This window comes from Microbulbifer sp. MLAF003, from assembly GCF_030012965.1.
In the GTDB taxonomy this organism is placed as follows: domain Bacteria; phylum Pseudomonadota; class Gammaproteobacteria; order Pseudomonadales; family Cellvibrionaceae; genus Microbulbifer; species Microbulbifer variabilis.
In genome coordinates this window covers 1,219,430-1,236,769 of record NZ_CP120232.1, presented here as the reverse complement: position 1 = coordinate 1,236,769, position 17,340 = coordinate 1,219,430, and the positions used below count along the sequence as shown (strand labels likewise).

The 17,340-nt window shown below is 50.1% G+C and carries 13 protein-coding genes and 1 pseudogene; 4 read left to right on the top strand and 10 right to left on the bottom strand.

What is annotated here, in order from left to right:
- Window positions 1–103: 103 nt before the first annotated feature.
- Together P3339_RS05950 and P3339_RS05945 are read right to left on the bottom strand one after the other, a co-directional pair.
- Entirely contained in the window at window positions 104–2,287 is a 2,184-nt protein-coding gene (locus P3339_RS05950) for a S9 family peptidase (protein WP_282952706.1), read from the bottom strand.
- 79 nt (window positions 2,288–2,366) lie between these two features.
- Window positions 2,367–3,740 carry an SLC13 family permease gene (locus P3339_RS05945; RefSeq protein ID WP_282952705.1) on the bottom strand — a complete coding sequence of 458 codons (1,374 nt, stop codon included), beginning with the start codon at window positions 3,738–3,740 and terminating at the stop codon, window positions 2,367–2,369.
- Window positions 3,741–4,192: 452 nt separating this feature from the next.
- Between P3339_RS05945 and P3339_RS05940 the strand changes: the two genes are divergently transcribed.
- From P3339_RS05940 to P3339_RS05930, 3 genes and pseudogenes are all read left to right on the top strand, one after another.
- Window positions 4,193–4,867 (top strand): outer membrane beta-barrel protein, encoded by a 675-nt coding sequence (locus P3339_RS05940; RefSeq protein ID WP_282952704.1) that lies wholly within the window; start codon window positions 4,193–4,195, stop codon window positions 4,865–4,867.
- 386 nt (window positions 4,868–5,253) lie between these two features.
- Window positions 5,254–5,652 carry an SLATT domain-containing protein gene (locus P3339_RS05935; RefSeq protein ID WP_282952703.1) on the top strand — a complete coding sequence of 133 codons (399 nt, stop codon included), beginning with the start codon at window positions 5,254–5,256 and terminating at the stop codon, window positions 5,650–5,652.
- Between the two features lie 142 nt (window positions 5,653–5,794).
- Window positions 5,795–6,211 (top strand): annotated as a pseudogene (locus tag P3339_RS05930) (TrmH family RNA methyltransferase); the annotation flags it as partial.
- Between the two features lie 81 nt (window positions 6,212–6,292).
- Here the strand turns inward: P3339_RS05930 and P3339_RS05925 are convergent.
- The 3 genes from P3339_RS05925 to purL all read right to left on the bottom strand — a co-directional run bounded on the left by P3339_RS05925 (window position 6,293) and on the right by purL (window position 11,964).
- Window positions 6,293–7,174 carry an aldo/keto reductase gene (locus P3339_RS05925; RefSeq protein ID WP_020412696.1) on the bottom strand — a complete coding sequence of 294 codons (882 nt, stop codon included), beginning with the start codon at window positions 7,172–7,174 and terminating at the stop codon, window positions 6,293–6,295.
- Window positions 7,175–7,379: 205 nt separating this feature from the next.
- Complete coding sequence (locus P3339_RS05920) at window positions 7,380–7,703, bottom strand: TfoX/Sxy family protein (protein WP_020412695.1); 324 nt, start codon at window positions 7,701–7,703, stop codon at window positions 7,380–7,382.
- 394 nt (window positions 7,704–8,097) lie between these two features.
- On the bottom strand, window positions 8,098–11,964 hold the full coding sequence (purL, locus tag P3339_RS05915) for a phosphoribosylformylglycinamidine synthase (protein ID WP_282952702.1): 3,867 nt from the start codon (window positions 11,962–11,964) through the stop codon (window positions 8,098–8,100).
- A gap of 413 nt (window positions 11,965–12,377) precedes the next feature.
- On the opposite strand from purL, the gene mltF reads away from it, so the two are divergent.
- Window positions 12,378–13,856: a membrane-bound lytic murein transglycosylase MltF gene (gene mltF, locus P3339_RS05910; protein WP_020412693.1), complete on the top strand. Its 1,479-nt coding sequence runs from the start codon at window positions 12,378–12,380 to the stop codon at window positions 13,854–13,856.
- On the opposite strand, the gene P3339_RS05905 is transcribed toward mltF, so the two are convergent.
- Genes P3339_RS05905 through P3339_RS05885 form a run of 5 tightly spaced genes read right to left on the bottom strand, consistent with a single transcriptional unit; the run spans window position 13,853 to window position 17,298 of the window.
- A complete protein-coding gene (locus tag P3339_RS05905) occupies window positions 13,853–14,497 on the bottom strand; it encodes a TIGR04282 family arsenosugar biosynthesis glycosyltransferase (RefSeq protein ID WP_282952701.1) in 645 nt (214 codons plus the stop codon). The two genes, mltF and P3339_RS05905, sit on opposite strands and share 4 nt — an antisense overlap.
- Entirely contained in the window at window positions 14,490–14,966 is a 477-nt protein-coding gene (locus P3339_RS05900) for a TIGR04283 family arsenosugar biosynthesis glycosyltransferase (RefSeq protein WP_282952700.1), read from the bottom strand. The genes P3339_RS05905 and P3339_RS05900 overlap by 8 nt, the downstream gene beginning before the upstream one ends.
- Window positions 14,963–15,163 carry a glycosyltransferase gene (locus P3339_RS05895; RefSeq protein ID WP_282952699.1) on the bottom strand — a complete coding sequence of 67 codons (201 nt, stop codon included), beginning with the start codon at window positions 15,161–15,163 and terminating at the stop codon, window positions 14,963–14,965. Before P3339_RS05895 ends, P3339_RS05900 begins: the two co-directional genes overlap by 4 nt.
- Window positions 15,163–16,638 (bottom strand): dihydrolipoyl dehydrogenase family protein, encoded by a 1,476-nt coding sequence (locus P3339_RS05890; RefSeq protein WP_282952698.1) that lies wholly within the window; start codon window positions 16,636–16,638, stop codon window positions 15,163–15,165. The genes P3339_RS05895 and P3339_RS05890 overlap by 1 nt, the downstream gene beginning before the upstream one ends.
- A 9-nt stretch (window positions 16,639–16,647) precedes the next feature.
- A complete protein-coding gene (locus tag P3339_RS05885) occupies window positions 16,648–17,298 on the bottom strand; it encodes a TVP38/TMEM64 family protein (RefSeq protein ID WP_282952697.1) in 651 nt (216 codons plus the stop codon).
- Between the last annotated feature and the right edge of the window lie 42 nt (window positions 17,299–17,340).

Genomic DNA, 17,340 nt, shown 5'->3' with positions numbered 1-17,340 from the left:
GGAAGCAAGCCTACCAAAAGCTTTGCCTCCCTTATTTCCAAGCTGCAACTTTCGCTACATCCTCAAAGTGGAGAAGTGCGCGTTTCTTAAAGTGAGACTCCAGTTACTCTACAGGTACAGCAACTGCCTCCTGCCCGATGAGATCCAGATAAAAGGCATACTGCAAAGCAGTTTCATGGTAACGGCGAAAGCGACCGGAAGAGCCGCCATGTCCGGCCTCCATATTTACATTGAACAGCAGCCGGTTTTTATCAGTTTTAAACTCACGTAACTTAGCCACCCACTTCATAGGCTCAAAATACTGTACCTGGGAGTCATGCAGGCCAGTAGTTACAAGCAGATTGGGATAGTCTTGTGCCTTCACCTGATCGTAGGGTGAATATGACAGCATATATTCATAGCTATCTTTATTATTCGGGTTTCCCCATTCATCATATTCGTTGACTGTCAGAGGAATAGACTCATCCAGCATAGTGGTCACAACATCGACAAATGGTACTGCCGCAGTCACTCCCCGATATAACTCCGGAGACATATTCACGACGGCCCCCATTAACAGACCACCGGCACTACCGCCTGAAGCGAATATCTTATCTGGAGCGCCATACTTCATCTTAGTAAGGCCTTTGGTTACATCGATAAAGTCCGTAAAAGTGTTCTTCTTATTGAACATCTTTCCATCTTCATACCAAGCCCGCCCCAATTTTTGGCCGCCGCGAATATGAGCAATCGCAAATACAAAGCCGCGATCAAGCAGTGAAATCACAGAAGAGCGGAACCAGGGGTCCACCGTACTACCATAGGAGCCATAAGCGTACTGCAGTAAAGGGTTAGAACCATCCTGCCGGAATTTATCTTTCCGATACACAAGAGATACCGGCACTTTTACCCCATCGCGGGCAGTAATCAGAATGCCTTCACTTTGATAGTGCTCTGGATCAAAGCCACCAGGAACTATATCTTGCTTAAGCAGCTCCAGATTACCGGTATCTAGCTCGGCCTCATAAACACTATTTGGTGTCGTCAAACTCGAATAAGATACCCGTACGCTATTAGAATCCAGGTTGGGGTTCGCGCTCAGGCCCAATCTATATACTGGATCATTAAAACCTACCTGAATATCTTTATTGTTCTCGAGATTGATAATCCTAAGACCCGTTTGACCAGCTTTTCGCTCTATCACAGCAAGGTGATGGTTAAATAAGGTGAAATCTTCCAATAAAACATCGTTGTTGTGTGGTATCACCTCCTGCCACTTAGACTTATCTGCAGCATCTGCCAGTGCAGCTTTCATCAAGCGGAAGTTTTCAGCTTGCCAATTGGTCAGGATATAAAATTCATCTCCCAGCTTTAGAGCTGAATATTCATGATCCTCTTCGCGGGGATGCAAAGGTGAAAAGTCAGTGAGCGGGGCGTTAGCATTCAGGATTGACTGGCCACTGCTGGTTGTGGAACTGTGGTGAATCCTCACCAGCTCCCCATCTCTTGATTTGGAAATCCAAGTATAAAATGCTTTGTCACGCTCTTCATAAACAACGACATCTTCACTTTGCGGCGTCCCTAACTTATGGCGCATTACCTGATAACCAAGCAAGGTCTGGCGGTCTTTATTAATGTAGAAAACTGTCTGGTTATCGTTAGCCCAAACAGCTACCGGGGAGGCATTCTCCAACTTATCAGGCAGCAATTCCCCAGTTTTCAGATCTTTGAAACGAATAGTGTAAACACGACGCCCTACATTATCCTCCGGATATGCCAACAACCTATTGCTGGGAGACACCCCTAGGCGCCCAACACTGAAATAACCTGAATCTTTCGCCAGTTGGTTGACATCCAGCATCACCTCCTCAGCAGCTTCCAGGCTACCTTTACGGCGTGCATGAATAGCATATTCTTTTTCCGGCAGGTAACGGGTGTAATACCAGTATCCATTGTGGTACACAGGTACAGTTGATTTATCCTTCTCCAGTCGCCCCGTCATTTCCTCAAAGAGTAGTTCCTGCAACTCTTTAGTGTGGCGCATAACAGTATCAGTATAAGTATTTTCCGCCTCAAGATGCGCGATGACTTCTGGAGCCTTGCGTTCATCATCGCGCATCCAATAGTAGTTATCTATACGCTCATGACCGTGCACAATCATCTTATGAGGCACTTTTTTAGCAACTGGAGCCGATGGCTGCTCAGAAGGTGTTATTGCATCTAAATTAGCGTTAGCTGTCTCATCACTGGACTTGCCACAAGCGGCAAGGCCCAGGGCGAGTACTAACGTCGCGGTGGTGGTTTTCATTGATTCTTATTCCTCTACAGTTCCATTTTCTTATTCAAAATACATGACCAGACGATCAAAAAAGCAACTGCCAGCCGCTCTATGCCAATATCAATCCACACATCCCCGCAATAATGAGTGAAGCGGTCACGCTCAGCACTGCACCCTCCCGCACCATATCCTGCATACGCACCTTTCCTGTGCCATAGGCAATGGCATTAGGCGCCGTGGCAACTGGCAGCATAAAAGCACAACTTGCGCTCATAGCGGCGGGAATCATCAACACCATGGGATCGAAACCTGCGGAGGTGGCCGCTACAGCGAGGATCGGCATTAGTAAAGTCGCCGTAGCTGTATTACTGGTAATCTCTGTCAGGAAAGTAACCCCAAGACACAAAATAACCAACATCAACCACAGCGGCATTGCAGTCAGGAATGAGAGCCCATTCCCAAGCATGTCGCTCAACCCTGAGGCAGTAAAGCCCTTGGCAAGGGCAATACCACCAGCAAAAAGCAGTAGCATTCCCCACGGGATTGTCTCAGCAGTCTGCCAATCCAGCAGACGCCCCCCTTTGCCATTCGGTACCATAAACATGGCTACCACTGCCGCGAGGGCGACCGTACTATCCCCGGCAGCCCCAATTCCCAGCCAATCACTCCAGCCACCAAATGGTGCGTTGCGCGTAACCCAAAAAAAGATTGCCACTCCAAAAACTATCAGTGTGCGCTTTTCTTCAGCCCGCCACTCTCCAATCACCGGCGGTTCAATTTTATTTTTCAGATGCACATTACGGGTTAGCCAAAGAGCCATTATTGGTAAAGTTACCAGGGCAACCGGCACTCCCACCTTCATCCAACCCAAGAAACTGAATTCCCTGCCAGTCACCTCTTCATAGATTCCCATAAAAATCACATTAGGGGGGTCCCAAGGGGCGTGCCCACCCCCGAGGCTGGCTGCGTAAGCGATACCAAGGATTAATGCGATAGTAAGACGTTCATTTTTTATGCGGGAGAGGATTGCCAAAGCAATGGGTAACATCATTAGGGTTGTGGCAGTGTTGGAAATCCACATGCTGAGGAACCCGGCAGCCAGCATAAAACCCAAAACCAAGCGCCGGCCACTGGAGACCCCAAAGAGACGCAGCATATAGAGGGCAAGGCGCTCATGGGCACCACTCTTTTCCAGGGCCTTCGATAAAATAAATGCGCCCATCAGCAGTAATATCACATGACTGCCCAAAGAGGCTGCTACCATTTTGTGGTCTGCAACTCCAAATAAGGGCAAAAGCACAAAAGGTACCAAAGACGTGGCGGGAATAGGCAGGGCCTCAGTAATCCACCAGATTACCGTCAGCAACGTAATTGCTGCGGTAACTGCAGGCAGATACTGCATCCCTACCATGGATAAAAAGAAGTAGAAAGCCACTGCCAACAATGGCCCCAAAACTATGAAGCGCTGCCGCGCAATCGACATACCTGCCCCCAAAATGCGTAAGGGTAAATTTGTTATTGGTTTATCTATCCTTTCGGGTAATCAGATTCGGTGTCCTCAGCCCTCCAGGTGGGCACACAAAATACAAGAAAGCAGACACTAAGCGCAGTAGTTTGAGATAAGAAAATCCAAAAGTATCCGCAGTACACAAAACCCTATCAGTCGCTGTTTAAATTTCACTCAATCGATAACAACAATGCCATCAAAAGAGCAAATATTCACTTACCAGGAAAGCCCGACAGGCCTACAAATTGGAAATGAGGCACTTTTAGTAAATCAGGCGCAAATGTACAATAGTGACAATTTATTATTTTGTTATTTTCTTTCCAAGCAAAAGCTAAAGACCTCCACATAAGCCAGGGACCTCAACGAACCCTATTATTTTGTAGGAGGCACTGATTAAAGGCTTGAGCATCTGCTTCTAGAGGTACCCTTTGAAATACACCACTCTTGTTACCCTTATTGCGCTGACCAGCACCGGCGTTTACGCTGAAGAAAAACCTTTCTACTTGAAAGCTTCACTCGGCCATACAGAGTTCGATTCAGAAAGCTCCTACGCACTTAGAGAGAACCTTAGTTCTACAGGTTATGCCTTTATTTTTGGCTACCGGGTAAATCGCTATATTGCTGTTGAGGGGGGTATGACTGATCTGGGAAGTATCCGCAGAGACTATGAATCTAATGTTCACGGCCTCGAATGGTACATTGACGATGATGATTTCATAGTGGAAAACTATGATTACAAAAGTAAACAGGAAGCTGAATATAACTCCTATAGCGTAGGATTAGCTCTCACAGCACCAATTCAGCAAAACCTAAATGCTGGTATTCGCCTTGGTGTTCACCAGTGGTGTGAAAACAATAGCGGCCAAAGTGAGACCTCCGGTACTCTCAACTGGTATAACGGTGATCGTGAGCTGCTGGAGGTAGAACCCTACTATAGGTCTTACAGCTGGGACAATGAAAAGGATAGCGGCAGCAACCCTTACTATGGTGTGGAAGTGAATTGGACCACTGGTGACTGGAGTATTAGCCTGGAGCACACTGTCTACGAGATTCAAGATGATAAAGCCAACTTCTCTGCAGTGGGCATAACCTATAGTTTCTGATCCCACGCCAAGAGACTGGGGCTTTGTTCGGCAGGTACTCACTTACTGTTTACACGGGGCCCCACACAAAACTTGCCTATAAAACATACACGCCCATAATTCCTCCCCTCCCTTTTCCTGTACATATCATGATTATCCGGCAAACTATCACCCTCAAAGTGAGTGCAAAACAGGCGGAAGGGATTCATGAGTTCGATACCCAATACAGTTGAAGTACTGGATAAATTGCGTTGGAACGCACACCTGTGTAAGCACAGCCACTTCCGGGCCTCTATGAAAGGCCGAAACCTGCACGTGCTCTGCGGTGTACCAATCGTAGTAGTTAACTTGTTCTTAGGCTCCCTGTTCTTTTCCCTGATCAATGCTGAACTGCCTGACTGGACCAAATGGACTGGCGCTGCACTGGCATTAATAGCGGCGCTGCTGGGGGAATTCAGACTTTTTTCAATTTCAAAAAGAACTACGAAGGTCATCGTCAAGTAGGCAATGAATACCTGGCGATTGCCAGGGAGTGTGAGCGCCTGATTGCACTCTACTTCGACCGCATCCTCGACCTCGAGCACCTTTCCAACAAGGTCTCCGAGCTAAACACCCGCTATAGTGAAATCAATCAAAGAGCCGAAGAGTTTATTGTATCGGACAAAGTCTACCGCCAGGCCATGCAGATCCAAAACCAGAAAGCCAGTCGCGAACCCTCCCTGGTGGAGAGAATGCGTAAGCTGCAGAGTAGATCTCACGTAGAAGCCAAAATAGGCTCACAGACATCAACAATAGAACACCCCTGAAACATTTTAGGGACCTGGCAAAGAACTTCAGCAGTAGTAACATGCAAAAAGAGCACAACGATCATTCACCTGGCAGACATAAGTTTTCTCTCTGCTACCTCGCCACTGACATCCGTACCCCCAGCAACGTGGGGGGCTCTTTCGCATTGCCGATGCTTTGGGCGTGGAGAAAATTTACCTGGCAGGAAAGAGCCTAGTACCGCCAAACTCCAAGATCCGCAAAGTTTCCCGTTCAACAGAACAGCAGATCCCCTATCAATACGAGAATGATGCCCTAAAAACTGCCCAACGATTGAAAACAGAGGGGTATCAAATTATCTGCCTGGAAATTACATCACATAGTGTTGAATTAAGTCATGCCCCAGTTACCGGGGGTGATAAGATCTGTTTGGTTCTAGGTTCGGAGAAAGATGGAATTGGTGAGGAATTATTGAAGATAGCCGATGCAACTGTACATATAGTTATGCAGGGTGTTAACTCCTCAATGAATGTGACATCAGCCTGCGCTATTGCAAGTTATGAAATTCTGCGCAAGATAACTTCTAAACATCAAGATTGAAATGGAGAAATCCAGAAAATTTAATTTAACAAAGAACCTGACATCAAAATCAGTAGAGTTGTAAATTTCTTAAGTTCTCTCTTAATCCGGCACTTTTAAAGTCATATTAATTTTATGTACATAATCCGGGTCACCACCAAAACGTTTATTACAATTCAAGCTGTTTATTACCTGAATATCTGCATTACTCAGATTAAAATCACTCAACAAAAAATTGGTCCTAATATTCTCTAAGGACTCCGATTTGGGCACTACAATACGGTGCTGTTGGATATTCCACTTCAAAATTACCTGTGCAGGCGTAGCTGAATACTTATCGGCGATTTCGGCTATCACCGGATCCACAATTGGCTTTTCAGCAAGAGGCACACCGCTCCAACTTCCCGATCCTAGAGGAGAGCAACAGCCAATAGCAATTTTGTGAAACTGGCAGTAATCGACCAAAGGCTGTTGAGTAAAGTATGGATGCAACTCTATTTGATTAATAACCGGTCGCACTTCAGCAAAGGTCGCAATCTGCTCGATATCCGATTTGCGAAAATTTGATAAGCCCAGCGCCCTTACCTTTTTCTGCTGGTATAATGCCTCCATAGCCTCCCAGGTTTCACGCGTATAAGCGGGAACAGGCCATTGAATCAAATACAAGTCCAGGTATTCCAGCTGCAATCGCTCTAGGCTCCGAGCAAAGGCATCATGGGTTTTTGTCCCACCCTGCTCCGTATCCCAAACTTTACTGGTAATAAAAAGTTCTTCCCTGGGTAGGCCAGACTCCTTTATTGCACGGCCCAATGCCCGCTCATTTCCGCAAATCGAAGCGGTATCAAACAACCGGTAGCCAATAGCGATAGCTTTTAAAATAACATCAGTGACGTACTCATCATCCTGCTGCCAGCTGCCCAGCGCGGACATTCCCATTCCAATCTGGGGAATTTCCACACCATTATTTAATTCGATAAAATACATGATCGATACCCTTAGCGAATACCGCGACCGAGTGTCACAGCAATCTCCTACGGCTTCTATTAAAAGTGCTCGGCGCTGATTGTAGATGGCACAGTGTTTTTTAGCGAGAAGGCTTACTGAGGGGAAATAGCAGATAAAGCTTCAGAACCGGAGTGCAATTGTCGGCTCTTTTTCTCACCGTTATGCTGGCCTCGCTATGTTAAAATTACTTGGGAGGCAGAGAACCGGCAAACTCGGCACCGCGATTTACCCAGTTATCCAAATCTTCCGCAACGGCATCCTCTTCAACATACACCATACCTTTAAGGGGCCTGCCGGTAAAATCCATTGGCCTGGTATAGCGCTCCGCCAATGCATCCTGGTAATTGTCCGGCCCAACACGAACCATTAGCTCTTCCCCAACTACACCACAAGCCATATTGCCATTTAACATAAATGCCAGGCCACCAAACATCTGTTTCTCACTCAGACCTTGATTTCCCTGCAGTAGGTTGCGCACTTTTTCTGCCAATGTTTCATTGTACGCCATGACAATCTCCTTAATTACTTTTGCTAAATGGGGAAAAATGCTTTGGGTACTGCCGTGATCCGCTCTGGTTAGAAACTGGCGGACAAAAGATAAATTGAGAGGGAATGATGAGTGCCCTTCCTCGCTGCAAGCACCCATAGCAAACAGAAAAGTATTCAATAATCGATACAGATAACTGCACCATAGCGAAAAAAGTTATTTCGAATAATCGTTTAAGTGTAGCAGGAAATATCAAGTCATCTTCTGGCATGGCGGATTAGGCGCCATGGACATTTAAAAACTGTGAAAGCCTAGGAGGGAAATCGTGGCGACAACGACAATGTCGCCACGACAAACATCGGGGCACCTTGGGATTTCCACCCATCCGAAAAGTACCACCGACAGAAGATCTGACTTAGTCGACAAACACCCGCGCGTTGCGGAACAAGCGCATCCAGCCGGAATCTTCTTTCCACTCATCTGGATGCCAGCTATTGCTGACAGCTCGGGCAACACGCTCAGGATGCGGCATCATAATAGTCACGCGGCCATCCTCAGAACTCAGGGAGGTAATACCATTTACCGAGCCGTTGGGGTTGGCCGGATAAGTTTGGGTGATTTCCCCTTTGTTATTCAGGTAGCGCATCGCGATAGTGCCGGAAGCTTCACACTTCTCCAGCGCCTGCTGGTCAGCAAACTCTACGCGACCCTCACCATGAGCAACGGCAACCGGCATGTAAGTACCCGCCATACCTTTAAACAACACGGAAGGTGAGTCTTCAATGCCTACCAGTGCGAAGCGCGCTTCATACTGCTCAGAGAGGTTGCGCACAAAGCGCGGCCAGTGATCTGCACCTGGAATCAGCTCTTTGATCACTGAGAACATCTGGCAACCGTTACACACCCCCAAGCCGAAGGTATCGTTGCGATTGAAGAAGCCCTCAAACTGATCGCGGGCACGACCGTTGAACAGGATGGTTTTAGCCCACCCCTCACCGGCACCCAGTACGTCGCCGTAAGAGAAGCCACCACAGCCCACCAAACCTTTGAATTCATCCAACGCTACACGGCCAGACAGGATGTCACTCATATGTACGTCGACAGCGTTAAAGCCAGCTCGGTGGAAAGAGTGCGCCATTTCCACTTGGCTATTCACGCCCTGCTCTCGCAGTACAGCAACTTTCGGGCGAATACCTTTAACGATATAAGGTGCGCTGATATCGTCGTTGATATCGAAAGTGAGGTTTACTGTCAGGCCCGGGTCTTCTTTGGCAATGGCAGCGAATTCCTGCTCGGCACACTCGGCGTTATCACGCAGGGACTGGATACGGTAGCTGGTTTCCGACCAGATCTGCTGCAATTCAGCACGGGAGCGCTTGAAGATTTCAACACCGTTATTAGTGATGCACAGGTGTTCGTTATTGTTCAGGTAACCGATCTTGTGGGTGGGTACACCCACAGCGGCAAAGCGCTGTACCAGCATATCCGCTTCACAGGCGGGAACCTGCAATACCGCACCCAGCTCTTCACTGAATAGCGCCGCAATCGGGTCTTCACCCAATTCGTAGATTTCCACATCCATACCCACGCGGCCGGCAAAGCCCATTTCCGCTAGGGTTGTAAACAAACCGCCGTCAGCGCGGTCGTGGTAGGCCATGATCAGGTCTTCATTCAGAGCCTGCTGTACCACCTCGAAGAAACCTTTCAGTTTCTTGGCATCGTCCAGGTCTGCAGGCTTGTCACCCAGCTCGTTGTAGACCTGCGCCAGACAGGAGCCGCCCAAGCGATTTTTGCCGGCACCCAGATCGATAAACAGTAACTCACTCTCACCTTTATCGGTGCGCAGCTGCGGTGTCACTGTCTTGCGGACATCAGTTACCGGAGTAAAGGCAGAAATTACCAGAGACAGCGGTGCAGTAACCGATTTCTGCTCGCCCTCTTCCTCCCAGGCAGTGCGCATAGACATGGAGTCTTTGCCCACCGGGATGGTAATGCCCAATTCAGGACACAACTCCATACCCACCGCTTCTACGGTTCGATAAAGTTTTTCCTCTTCACCCGGATGGCCCGCTGCACACATCCAGTTGGCGGAGAGTTTGATATCGGACAGTTGCTTCACTGGGGTACAGGCGATATTGGTAATTGCCTCACCCACTGCCAGGCGGCCCGAGGCCGGTGCATCCAGCAATGCCACCGGGGTGCGCTCACCCATAGACATGGCTTCGCCAGCGTAGCTGTCATAGGCAACGGTAGTTACCGCGCAATCGGCCACCGGCACCTGCCAGGGACCGACCATCTGATCGCGGGAAACCTGACCGGTTACAGTGCGGTCACCGATAGTGATCAGGAAGCTCTTGCTAGCCACTGTGGGCAGGCGCAGCACCCGCTCAGCCGCTTCATTCAGATCGATATCGGCAGTGGAAAACGCCTTGGTTTCCACCTGGCGAGTTTCTGCCTCGCGGTGCATGCGCGGCGGCTTGCCGAACAGTACCGACATCGGCAGATCCACCGGCTTGGAATCGAACTGCTTGTCATTTAAGAGCAGGTGTTTGTCTTCGGTGGCCTCACCAACAACGGCGTAAGGCGCGCGCTCGCGCTCACAGATTTGCTCAAAGCGCTCCAGGTCTTCCGGCATAACCGCCAGTACATAGCGCTCCTGGGATTCGTTACACCAGATTTCCAGCGGGCTCATACCCGGCTCATCGCAGGGCACATTGCGCAATTCAAAATTGCCGCCGGTACCGCCATCTTTCACCAGTTCGGGGAAAGCGTTGGACAAACCACCCGCCCCCACATCGTGGATAAAAGCAATGGGATTACTCTCACCCAGCTGCCAGCACTGGTCGATAACCTCCTGGCAGCGACGCTCGATTTCCGGGTTCTGGCGCTGTACCGAAGCGAAATCCAGATCTTCAGAGCTGGAGCCGCTGGCCATACTGGAAGCGGCACCTCCACCAAGTCCAATCAGCATGGCCGGGCCACCCAGCACTACCAGTTTGGCCCCAGGGGAAAATTCGGGCTTCTCCACATGCTCTTCGCGGATATTGCCATAGCCACCAGCCAGCATAATCGGCTTGTGATAGCCGCGGCGCTCGCCGTCAAAATTCTCTTCGAAAGTACGGAAGTAACCACAGATATTTGGGCGACCAAATTCGTTGTTAAATGCCGCACCGCCGATGGGACCCTCAATCATAATATCCAGGGCGGTCACGATACGCTCGGGTTTGCCGTAATTGGACTCCCAAGGCTGCTCCCAGCCGGGAATCTGTAGGTTGGAAACAGTAAAGCCGGTCAGACCGACTTTCGGCTTGGATCCGCGACCCACCGCACCCTCATCACGAATTTCACCACCGGCACCGGTACCGGCACCGGGGAAAGGTGCGATCGCTGTAGGGTGGTTATGGGTCTCCACCTTCATCAGCATATGGATAGCTTCATTACTGAAGCTATATTCCTTGCTTTCCGGATCGGGGTAGAAACGACCGGCTACATTGCCCGCCACAACTGCGGCATTATCGGCATAGGCAGACAATACATTGTCACCTCCTTTACGATAGGTATTCTTGATCATGCCAAACAGGGAATGCGGCATCTCTTCGCCGTCGATAGTCCAGGAGGCATTAAAGATCTTGTGGCGGCAATGCTCGGAATTCGCCTGGGCGAACATCATCAACTCTACATCAGTCGGATTACGCTCCAGTTCTTGGAAACTGGTGAGCAGATAATCAATTTCATCTTCGGCAAGAGCCAGGCCCAAGGTAACGTTGGCATCCTCAAGCGCCTCGCGGCCGCCCTCGAGGATATCCACTCCGCGCAATGGGCGCGGTTCTTCTTCGACGAACAGCTGCTCCGCTTGCTCAAAGCCGGAAAACACCACCTCAACCATGCGATCGTGCAGCTGTGAAGCCAGAGCCTGGCGTTCAGCGTCAGTTAATTCCACGCCAGTAAGGTAGTAGGCAATTCCCCGCTCCAGGCGATGGATTTTTGTCAGTCCAGTATTGTGGGCAATATCCGTGGCCTTGGAAGACCAGGGGGAAATAGTACCCGGACGAGGCGCCACCAGGATCAGCTCTCCTTTGGGCTCATGCTGTTCCTCAGTCGGACCATATTGGAGCAGCCGCTCAAGCAGCGCCATCTCCTTGTTATCCAGTGAGTCGCTATCTGCAAAGTGCACGAACTCAGCGTAGAGGTCGTCTATGGTCGGTTGCAGCGCGCGCAGTTGATTGAGCAGTTTTTTATGGCGGAATTTCGACAGTGCGGGAGCACCACGCAGAACTAGCATTGCGGGAGGTTGCCTCTTGTCTGAATGAGAAAAAATGTGCAAAAGAAGGATCGCACAAGGCCCCGAAAATTTGAGAGGCGCAATTGTACCTGAAGCATCGCCAGTCCAACACACCCGCCGACCACTTGCATATACATGAACTAATTAGCAATCAATATGTTCAAAAGGCGAGCAAACTTATTGCTTAAAACCTCCTAAACAAGAGGCGAAAGAAAACTCCTACAAAAGTCCGGCAGGGTTTTCAAGCGCATAGATCACAGTGTCCAAATGCCAAATTGGGCAGATTGACGCCGGATAATGTAAAATTGGCGGACTGTGCCAGCTTTGGCCATAAAAGCCCTGGCGAACCGAACTTCACCGGGCCTTAGGCATAACAGCAATAAAACTAACGGACGAGCTAGAGGGGACAGCCTATGATGATGAAAAGCCGCGTGCTGCGCTATGTCCGCCGCCTGTTAAAAGGGCTGGCCATGTCATGCTGCGCCTCCCTGTTAGTTGCCAGCAAAGCACCGAGTACTCTTGAGCGGATCAAGGCCTCTGGTGAGCTGGTTGTGCTGTCACAAAATGGCCCCACTACATATTACGAAGATGCATCCGGTAATCCCACTGGCTTTGAATATGGAATGCTGCGGGCCTTTGCCGAAGAGCTCGGCGTCAAGCTGGTAATTCGCGACGTTCACGATCTAGACGAAATGTTTGAGCGCCTGCGTGACCCGGAAGAGGGTGCACACTTCGCTGCCGCTGGCCTTACCGTCACTCCGGAGCGCCGTGAACAGGTACGCTTTACCCCCTCCTACTTCGAAATCCGCCAGCAGGTTATTTATCGTGTTGGTGAGCAGCGCCCACGAAAGACCAGCGACCTGGAGGGCAAGACTGTCGCCGTAATCGCCGGCAGTGCCCACGCGGAGGAACTGAAAAAACTCTCCCAGCGCTACCCACTGTTAGATTGGGAAGAAGTGTCTGATGTGGATGCAATGGAGCTGGTAGAGATGGTACAACAGGGCAAGTACAGCTACGCAGTAGTGGACTCCAATGCTTATGCGGTACACCGCGGCCTTTATCCAAACACCGCTGTTGCTTTCAATCTCACTCAGTTCCAACCGGTCTCCTGGGCTTTCCCTAAAAGCGACGATGACAGCCTCTACCAGAGTGCCCGCCTGTTTATGTTGCGCGCAAACACCAATGGCATGATTGCGCAGCTGCGCGAAGAGTTTTTTGGCCATGTCAGCGACCTGAATGTCGGTGGCGCCCAGGCATTTGCCAAGCGCAGCCGAGAGCGTTTACCAAAGTGGCGTGGAGCGATGCAGAAAGTGGCAGACCAGTATGATCTGGACTGGCACTTGTTGGCGGCGCTCAGTTACCAGGAGTCCTACTGGAACCCACGCGCGCGCTCCCGTACCGGAGTCCGTGGCCTGATGATGCTTACTCTGAATACCGCCAAAGACCTCGGTGTTAACCGGCTCAATCCCGAGGAGAGCATTGAGGGAGGTGCGCGCTATATAGTACAAATTCGCAATAAACTGCCTGAGCGCATTCGTGAGCCCGACAGAACCTGGATGGCACTAGCAGCCTATAACGTGGGCTACGGCCACCTTGAGGACGCCCGCGTCCTCACCGAACGTATGGGCGGCAACCCGGATCTGTGGCCCGATGTGCGCGACCATTTGCCTCTGCTGGCCAAGCGTCAGTATTACAAGACCACCAAACATGGCTACGCACGTGGCTGGGAGCCGGTAACCTATGTGCAGAATATCCGCCATTACCAGGCCCTGCTGAGTTGGAGCAGTCGTATTGAGGAGCAACGCCTGGCTGCAGCCAATGATGCAAATCGCGAAATTCTTGCTGACGGCAGCGCAATAGAAGCCGAAGCTAGCGCAGCTCCGGCACTCTAGCCCAGCCGTATTAAGTCCCGCCAACCTTCTGGCAAAAAAGATAAATCTCCCGGCTCATCAATATCTGCCAGCGCCTCCAGGCGCTGGCAATTCATTCCACACTCCCAAAGTCTATCCAGAGTCTGCCGGGCAACAACCTCAGTACTCCAGTGAATATCCTCAAACAGCCGCACCTGTATTTCCTTGAGCCCTAATAACGCATAGCCACCATCTTTTGCCGGATACATTACCGCATCAGACACCTGTAGCTCTTCTGCAGCAGCTCGCAAACGCTGCGCGGTAAGGGACGGACAGTCGGTACCAAGCAAAAGAAGCCCCTGCCCCAATGCTCGTGCGTTTCCCGTAGCATGCCAAAGGCGCTGACCAAGGCTGCCTTGGGACTGCCCATAAACAGTGACTCCCGCAGGCAATGGGAAACCCCGCCAAAAAGCGTGGGACGGATCAGGTGTCACATGCAGCTCCACGGGTCCCAGCTCAGCTCTCACACACTCTTCAAGGGTATGGCACAACAACTTCTCCGCAAGCGACGCGGCTCCCTGCTCCCCCAGTGCCGGAATAAGACGGGTCTTGGCATAACCAGCCAGTGGAGCCTTAGCCATCACCACAAGGCGCAGGAACTTCCTCGAAAGACGATTACTCATAGCGCCTAGCCAGGGTATCTGCAGGCACGCCGCGCCAATAAGCAAAACGCAAGCGCCACATCAGCAATACCGTGCGCAACACCCCAAATTTTTCCCAGCGTCGCCCAGAGGTTGAGACTCTTTGATGGAGACAATAGGGACGGCTTATTTTTAACAACTGCCGACTTAGCTCAACATCCTCCATCAATGGCTGCCTGGCATAACCGCCAATTTTTTCAAAAAGAGTACGCCGGACAAAAATCGCCTGGTCACCAGTGGCGATACCACTTAGACGTGAACGCCAATTAATCAGGTTGGAAATTAGGGGAAACCACAAACTCCGCCCTTCAATACGAATATTAAAGCGGCCCCACTCTGCTCCCTGAGCCACTGCCGATGCAACCGCACTCAATGCACCCTGGGGCAGGCGTGTATCCGCGTGTAAAAACAGCAGCCAGTTCCCACAGGCAATGGCTGCACCTGCATTCATTTGCGAGGCTCGGCCGCGCGGGAAGTAATTACCTGGAACCCCTCAGCAGTAGCAATTTCCACACTGCCATCAATGCTACCACCATCCACCAGGATAATTTCACAGCTGGTAAAAGCCTTAAGTTCTTTTAACTGCACAATTAAATCGGGCAGTTGCTCCCGCTCATTCAACAGCGGAACTACAACAGAACACTGCACTAACCCCGTCTCCAACGATGAAACACTTCGAGCCAACGCAACAACCCCTTGGGCGCATGGGCTCGTTTCCAGTTTCCCGCAACAAATTTATTGCCTTCAGTCATAGTCGGATAGATATGAATGGTAGATAGGATTTTATTCAGTCCAAAACCCTGCTTCATAGCGAACACAAACTCGGCTATAAGCTCCGCAGCATTCTCACCAACAATTGAAACACCCAGTATTTTATCTTTACCCGGTACTGTAAGCACTTTAATAAAACCCTGTGCCGCGCCATCCACGATAGCGCGATCCAGGTCATCCAGGTTGTAGCGAGTTACCTCATAGGCAATAGCACGCTGTTCGGCCTCATGCTCACTAAGCCCAACGCTGGCCACCTCTGGATCAATAAAGATTGCCCGAGGTACCAGTGAATAATCCACAGCAAATTTCTTGATATCGCCGAAAAGGCCATTCACTGCTGCATACCAGGCCTGGTGCGAAGCCATATGGGTAAACTGAAATGGGCCCGCGAGATCCCCAGCTGCAAGAATATGGGGGTAACGAGTGCGCAGGAAGGCATCCGTTGTCAATTTACCATCTTGCAGTAAGTCCAGTTTTTCCAATCCAAACCCTTTAGTCCTGGCACGCCTGCCAAGTGCCAGGATAACTTCATCAAATGTCACCTGTGTTTCACCCACGGCATTACGCAAGTTTAATACCCCCTCTCGGCGATCTTCACTTCCAGTAAAAGAGACCGCCTCATGCCCAGTGAGAAGACACACTCCTTCAGATTCCAATGCCAGGGAAACAGCTTGCGACACTTCGTGGTCCTCCTGGGGGAGCAAACGTTCATCTCGCTCTATCAAGGTAACTCTTGACCCTAAGCGGGTGAATGCCTGAGCCAACTCACAACCGATGGCACCACCTCCCAGTAATACCAATCTATGTGGTGCCTTATTCAACTGAGCAAACCTATCCCAGAGTGTTTCGCTAGTCAGATAATTAACCGTGTCGAGGCCGGGGAATGGTGGCACTGTAGGTTCAGCACCGGTGGCCAGAATAATGGCTCGTCCCCGTAGGGACTTTTCACCACCACTATGCAACGTGATATCGACTGTCCAGGGATCTACTAATCGCGCGTACCCTTTTATTACTTCCACACCGAGATCTGAGTAGCGCTCCACACTATCGTGAGGCTCAATCTGCTGGATAGATTCACGCACATGGCGCATCACCCCGGGAAAATCAATCTCCAGTTCCGGCAGGCGCACACCAAAATTACTCGCAGTGCGCGCAGAGTGTGCCACGCGAGCACACTTGATCAACGCCTTACTGGGCACACAGCCGGTATTCAGGCAGTCCCCACCCATATTTCCCGACTCGATCAAAGTCACCTTGGCTTTTACCGCCGCAGAAATATAGGCACTCACCAAGCCCGCAGCGCCTGCACCAATAACAATTATATTGCGATCAAACTTTTTGGGTTTTCTCATTGGAGTCACTCACTTGGCCTCACGGCGACGTTTAAGCCAGTTGAGGAAGTATTTTGCCAATAGCGGGAATATACCCAATAGGGCAAAAGACAATAACAATTGCGGAGAAGCGATATCCTTCAGATTGTCTATACGAGCGAGTTGCGTACCGGCATTAACGTAAACAATCGTAGCCGCCAGCATGCCTAATTGGCTCACCCAATAAAATGTCCAGACTCGAAGGTGGGTTAATCCCATCAGAATATTGATCAGAAAAAATGGGAAGATTGGTACGAGACGCAAAGCAAAAAGATAAAAGGCGCCCTCCCTCTCAATACCGTTATTTACAACCTGTAAGCGTACAGCAAACTTCTCTTGAACATAGTCACGAAATAAATAGCGGGCCATTAGAAACGCCAGGGTGGCTCCAATACTGGAAGCGAAGGATACAATGACAGTGCCCCACAACAAGCCAAAAATAGCACCCGCGGCAATAGTGAGAATCGCAGCACCGGGTAAGGATAAACCGGTTACCAAAATGTAAAAAACTAGAAACAGGAAGCTCACCAGAAATGGCGATGAGGCTTTCCATTGCTGAAACTGCTCACCGCCTTCCTGCAGCTTTTCCAGGCTCAACCAGTGGTGTAAATCAAATGCGTAAAAAGCAATCACCAATATCACGATAATCGCCAGCAGCAGTATTTTTTTCTCATGGCATTCCCG

Coding starts and splice junctions, on each gene's coding strand:
- P3339_RS05920 (WP_020412695.1), bottom strand. CDS start 7,703: ATGGCGTACAATGAAACATTGGCAGAAAAAGTGCGCAACCTACTGCAG.
- P3339_RS05935 (WP_282952703.1), top strand. CDS start 5,254: ATGGACTGGCGCTGCACTGGCATTAATAGCGGCGCTGCTGGGGGAATT.
- mltF (WP_020412693.1), top strand. CDS start 12,378: ATGATGATGAAAAGCCGCGTGCTGCGCTATGTCCGCCGCCTGTTAAAA.
- purL (WP_282952702.1), bottom strand. CDS start 11,964: ATGCTAGTTCTGCGTGGTGCTCCCGCACTGTCGAAATTCCGCCATAAA.
- P3339_RS05900 (WP_282952700.1), bottom strand. CDS start 14,966: ATGAATGCAGGTGCAGCCATTGCCTGTGGGAACTGGCTGCTGTTTTTA.
- P3339_RS05905 (WP_282952701.1), bottom strand. CDS start 14,497: ATGAGTAATCGTCTTTCGAGGAAGTTCCTGCGCCTTGTGGTGATGGCT.
- P3339_RS05890 (WP_282952698.1), bottom strand. CDS start 16,638: ATGAGAAAACCCAAAAAGTTTGATCGCAATATAATTGTTATTGGTGCA.
- P3339_RS05945 (WP_282952705.1), bottom strand. CDS start 3,740: ATGTCGATTGCGCGGCAGCGCTTCATAGTTTTGGGGCCATTGTTGGCA.
- P3339_RS05925 (WP_020412696.1), bottom strand. CDS start 7,174: ATGTATTTTATCGAATTAAATAATGGTGTGGAAATTCCCCAGATTGGA.
- P3339_RS05950 (WP_282952706.1), bottom strand. CDS start 2,287: ATGAAAACCACCACCGCGACGTTAGTACTCGCCCTGGGCCTTGCCGCT.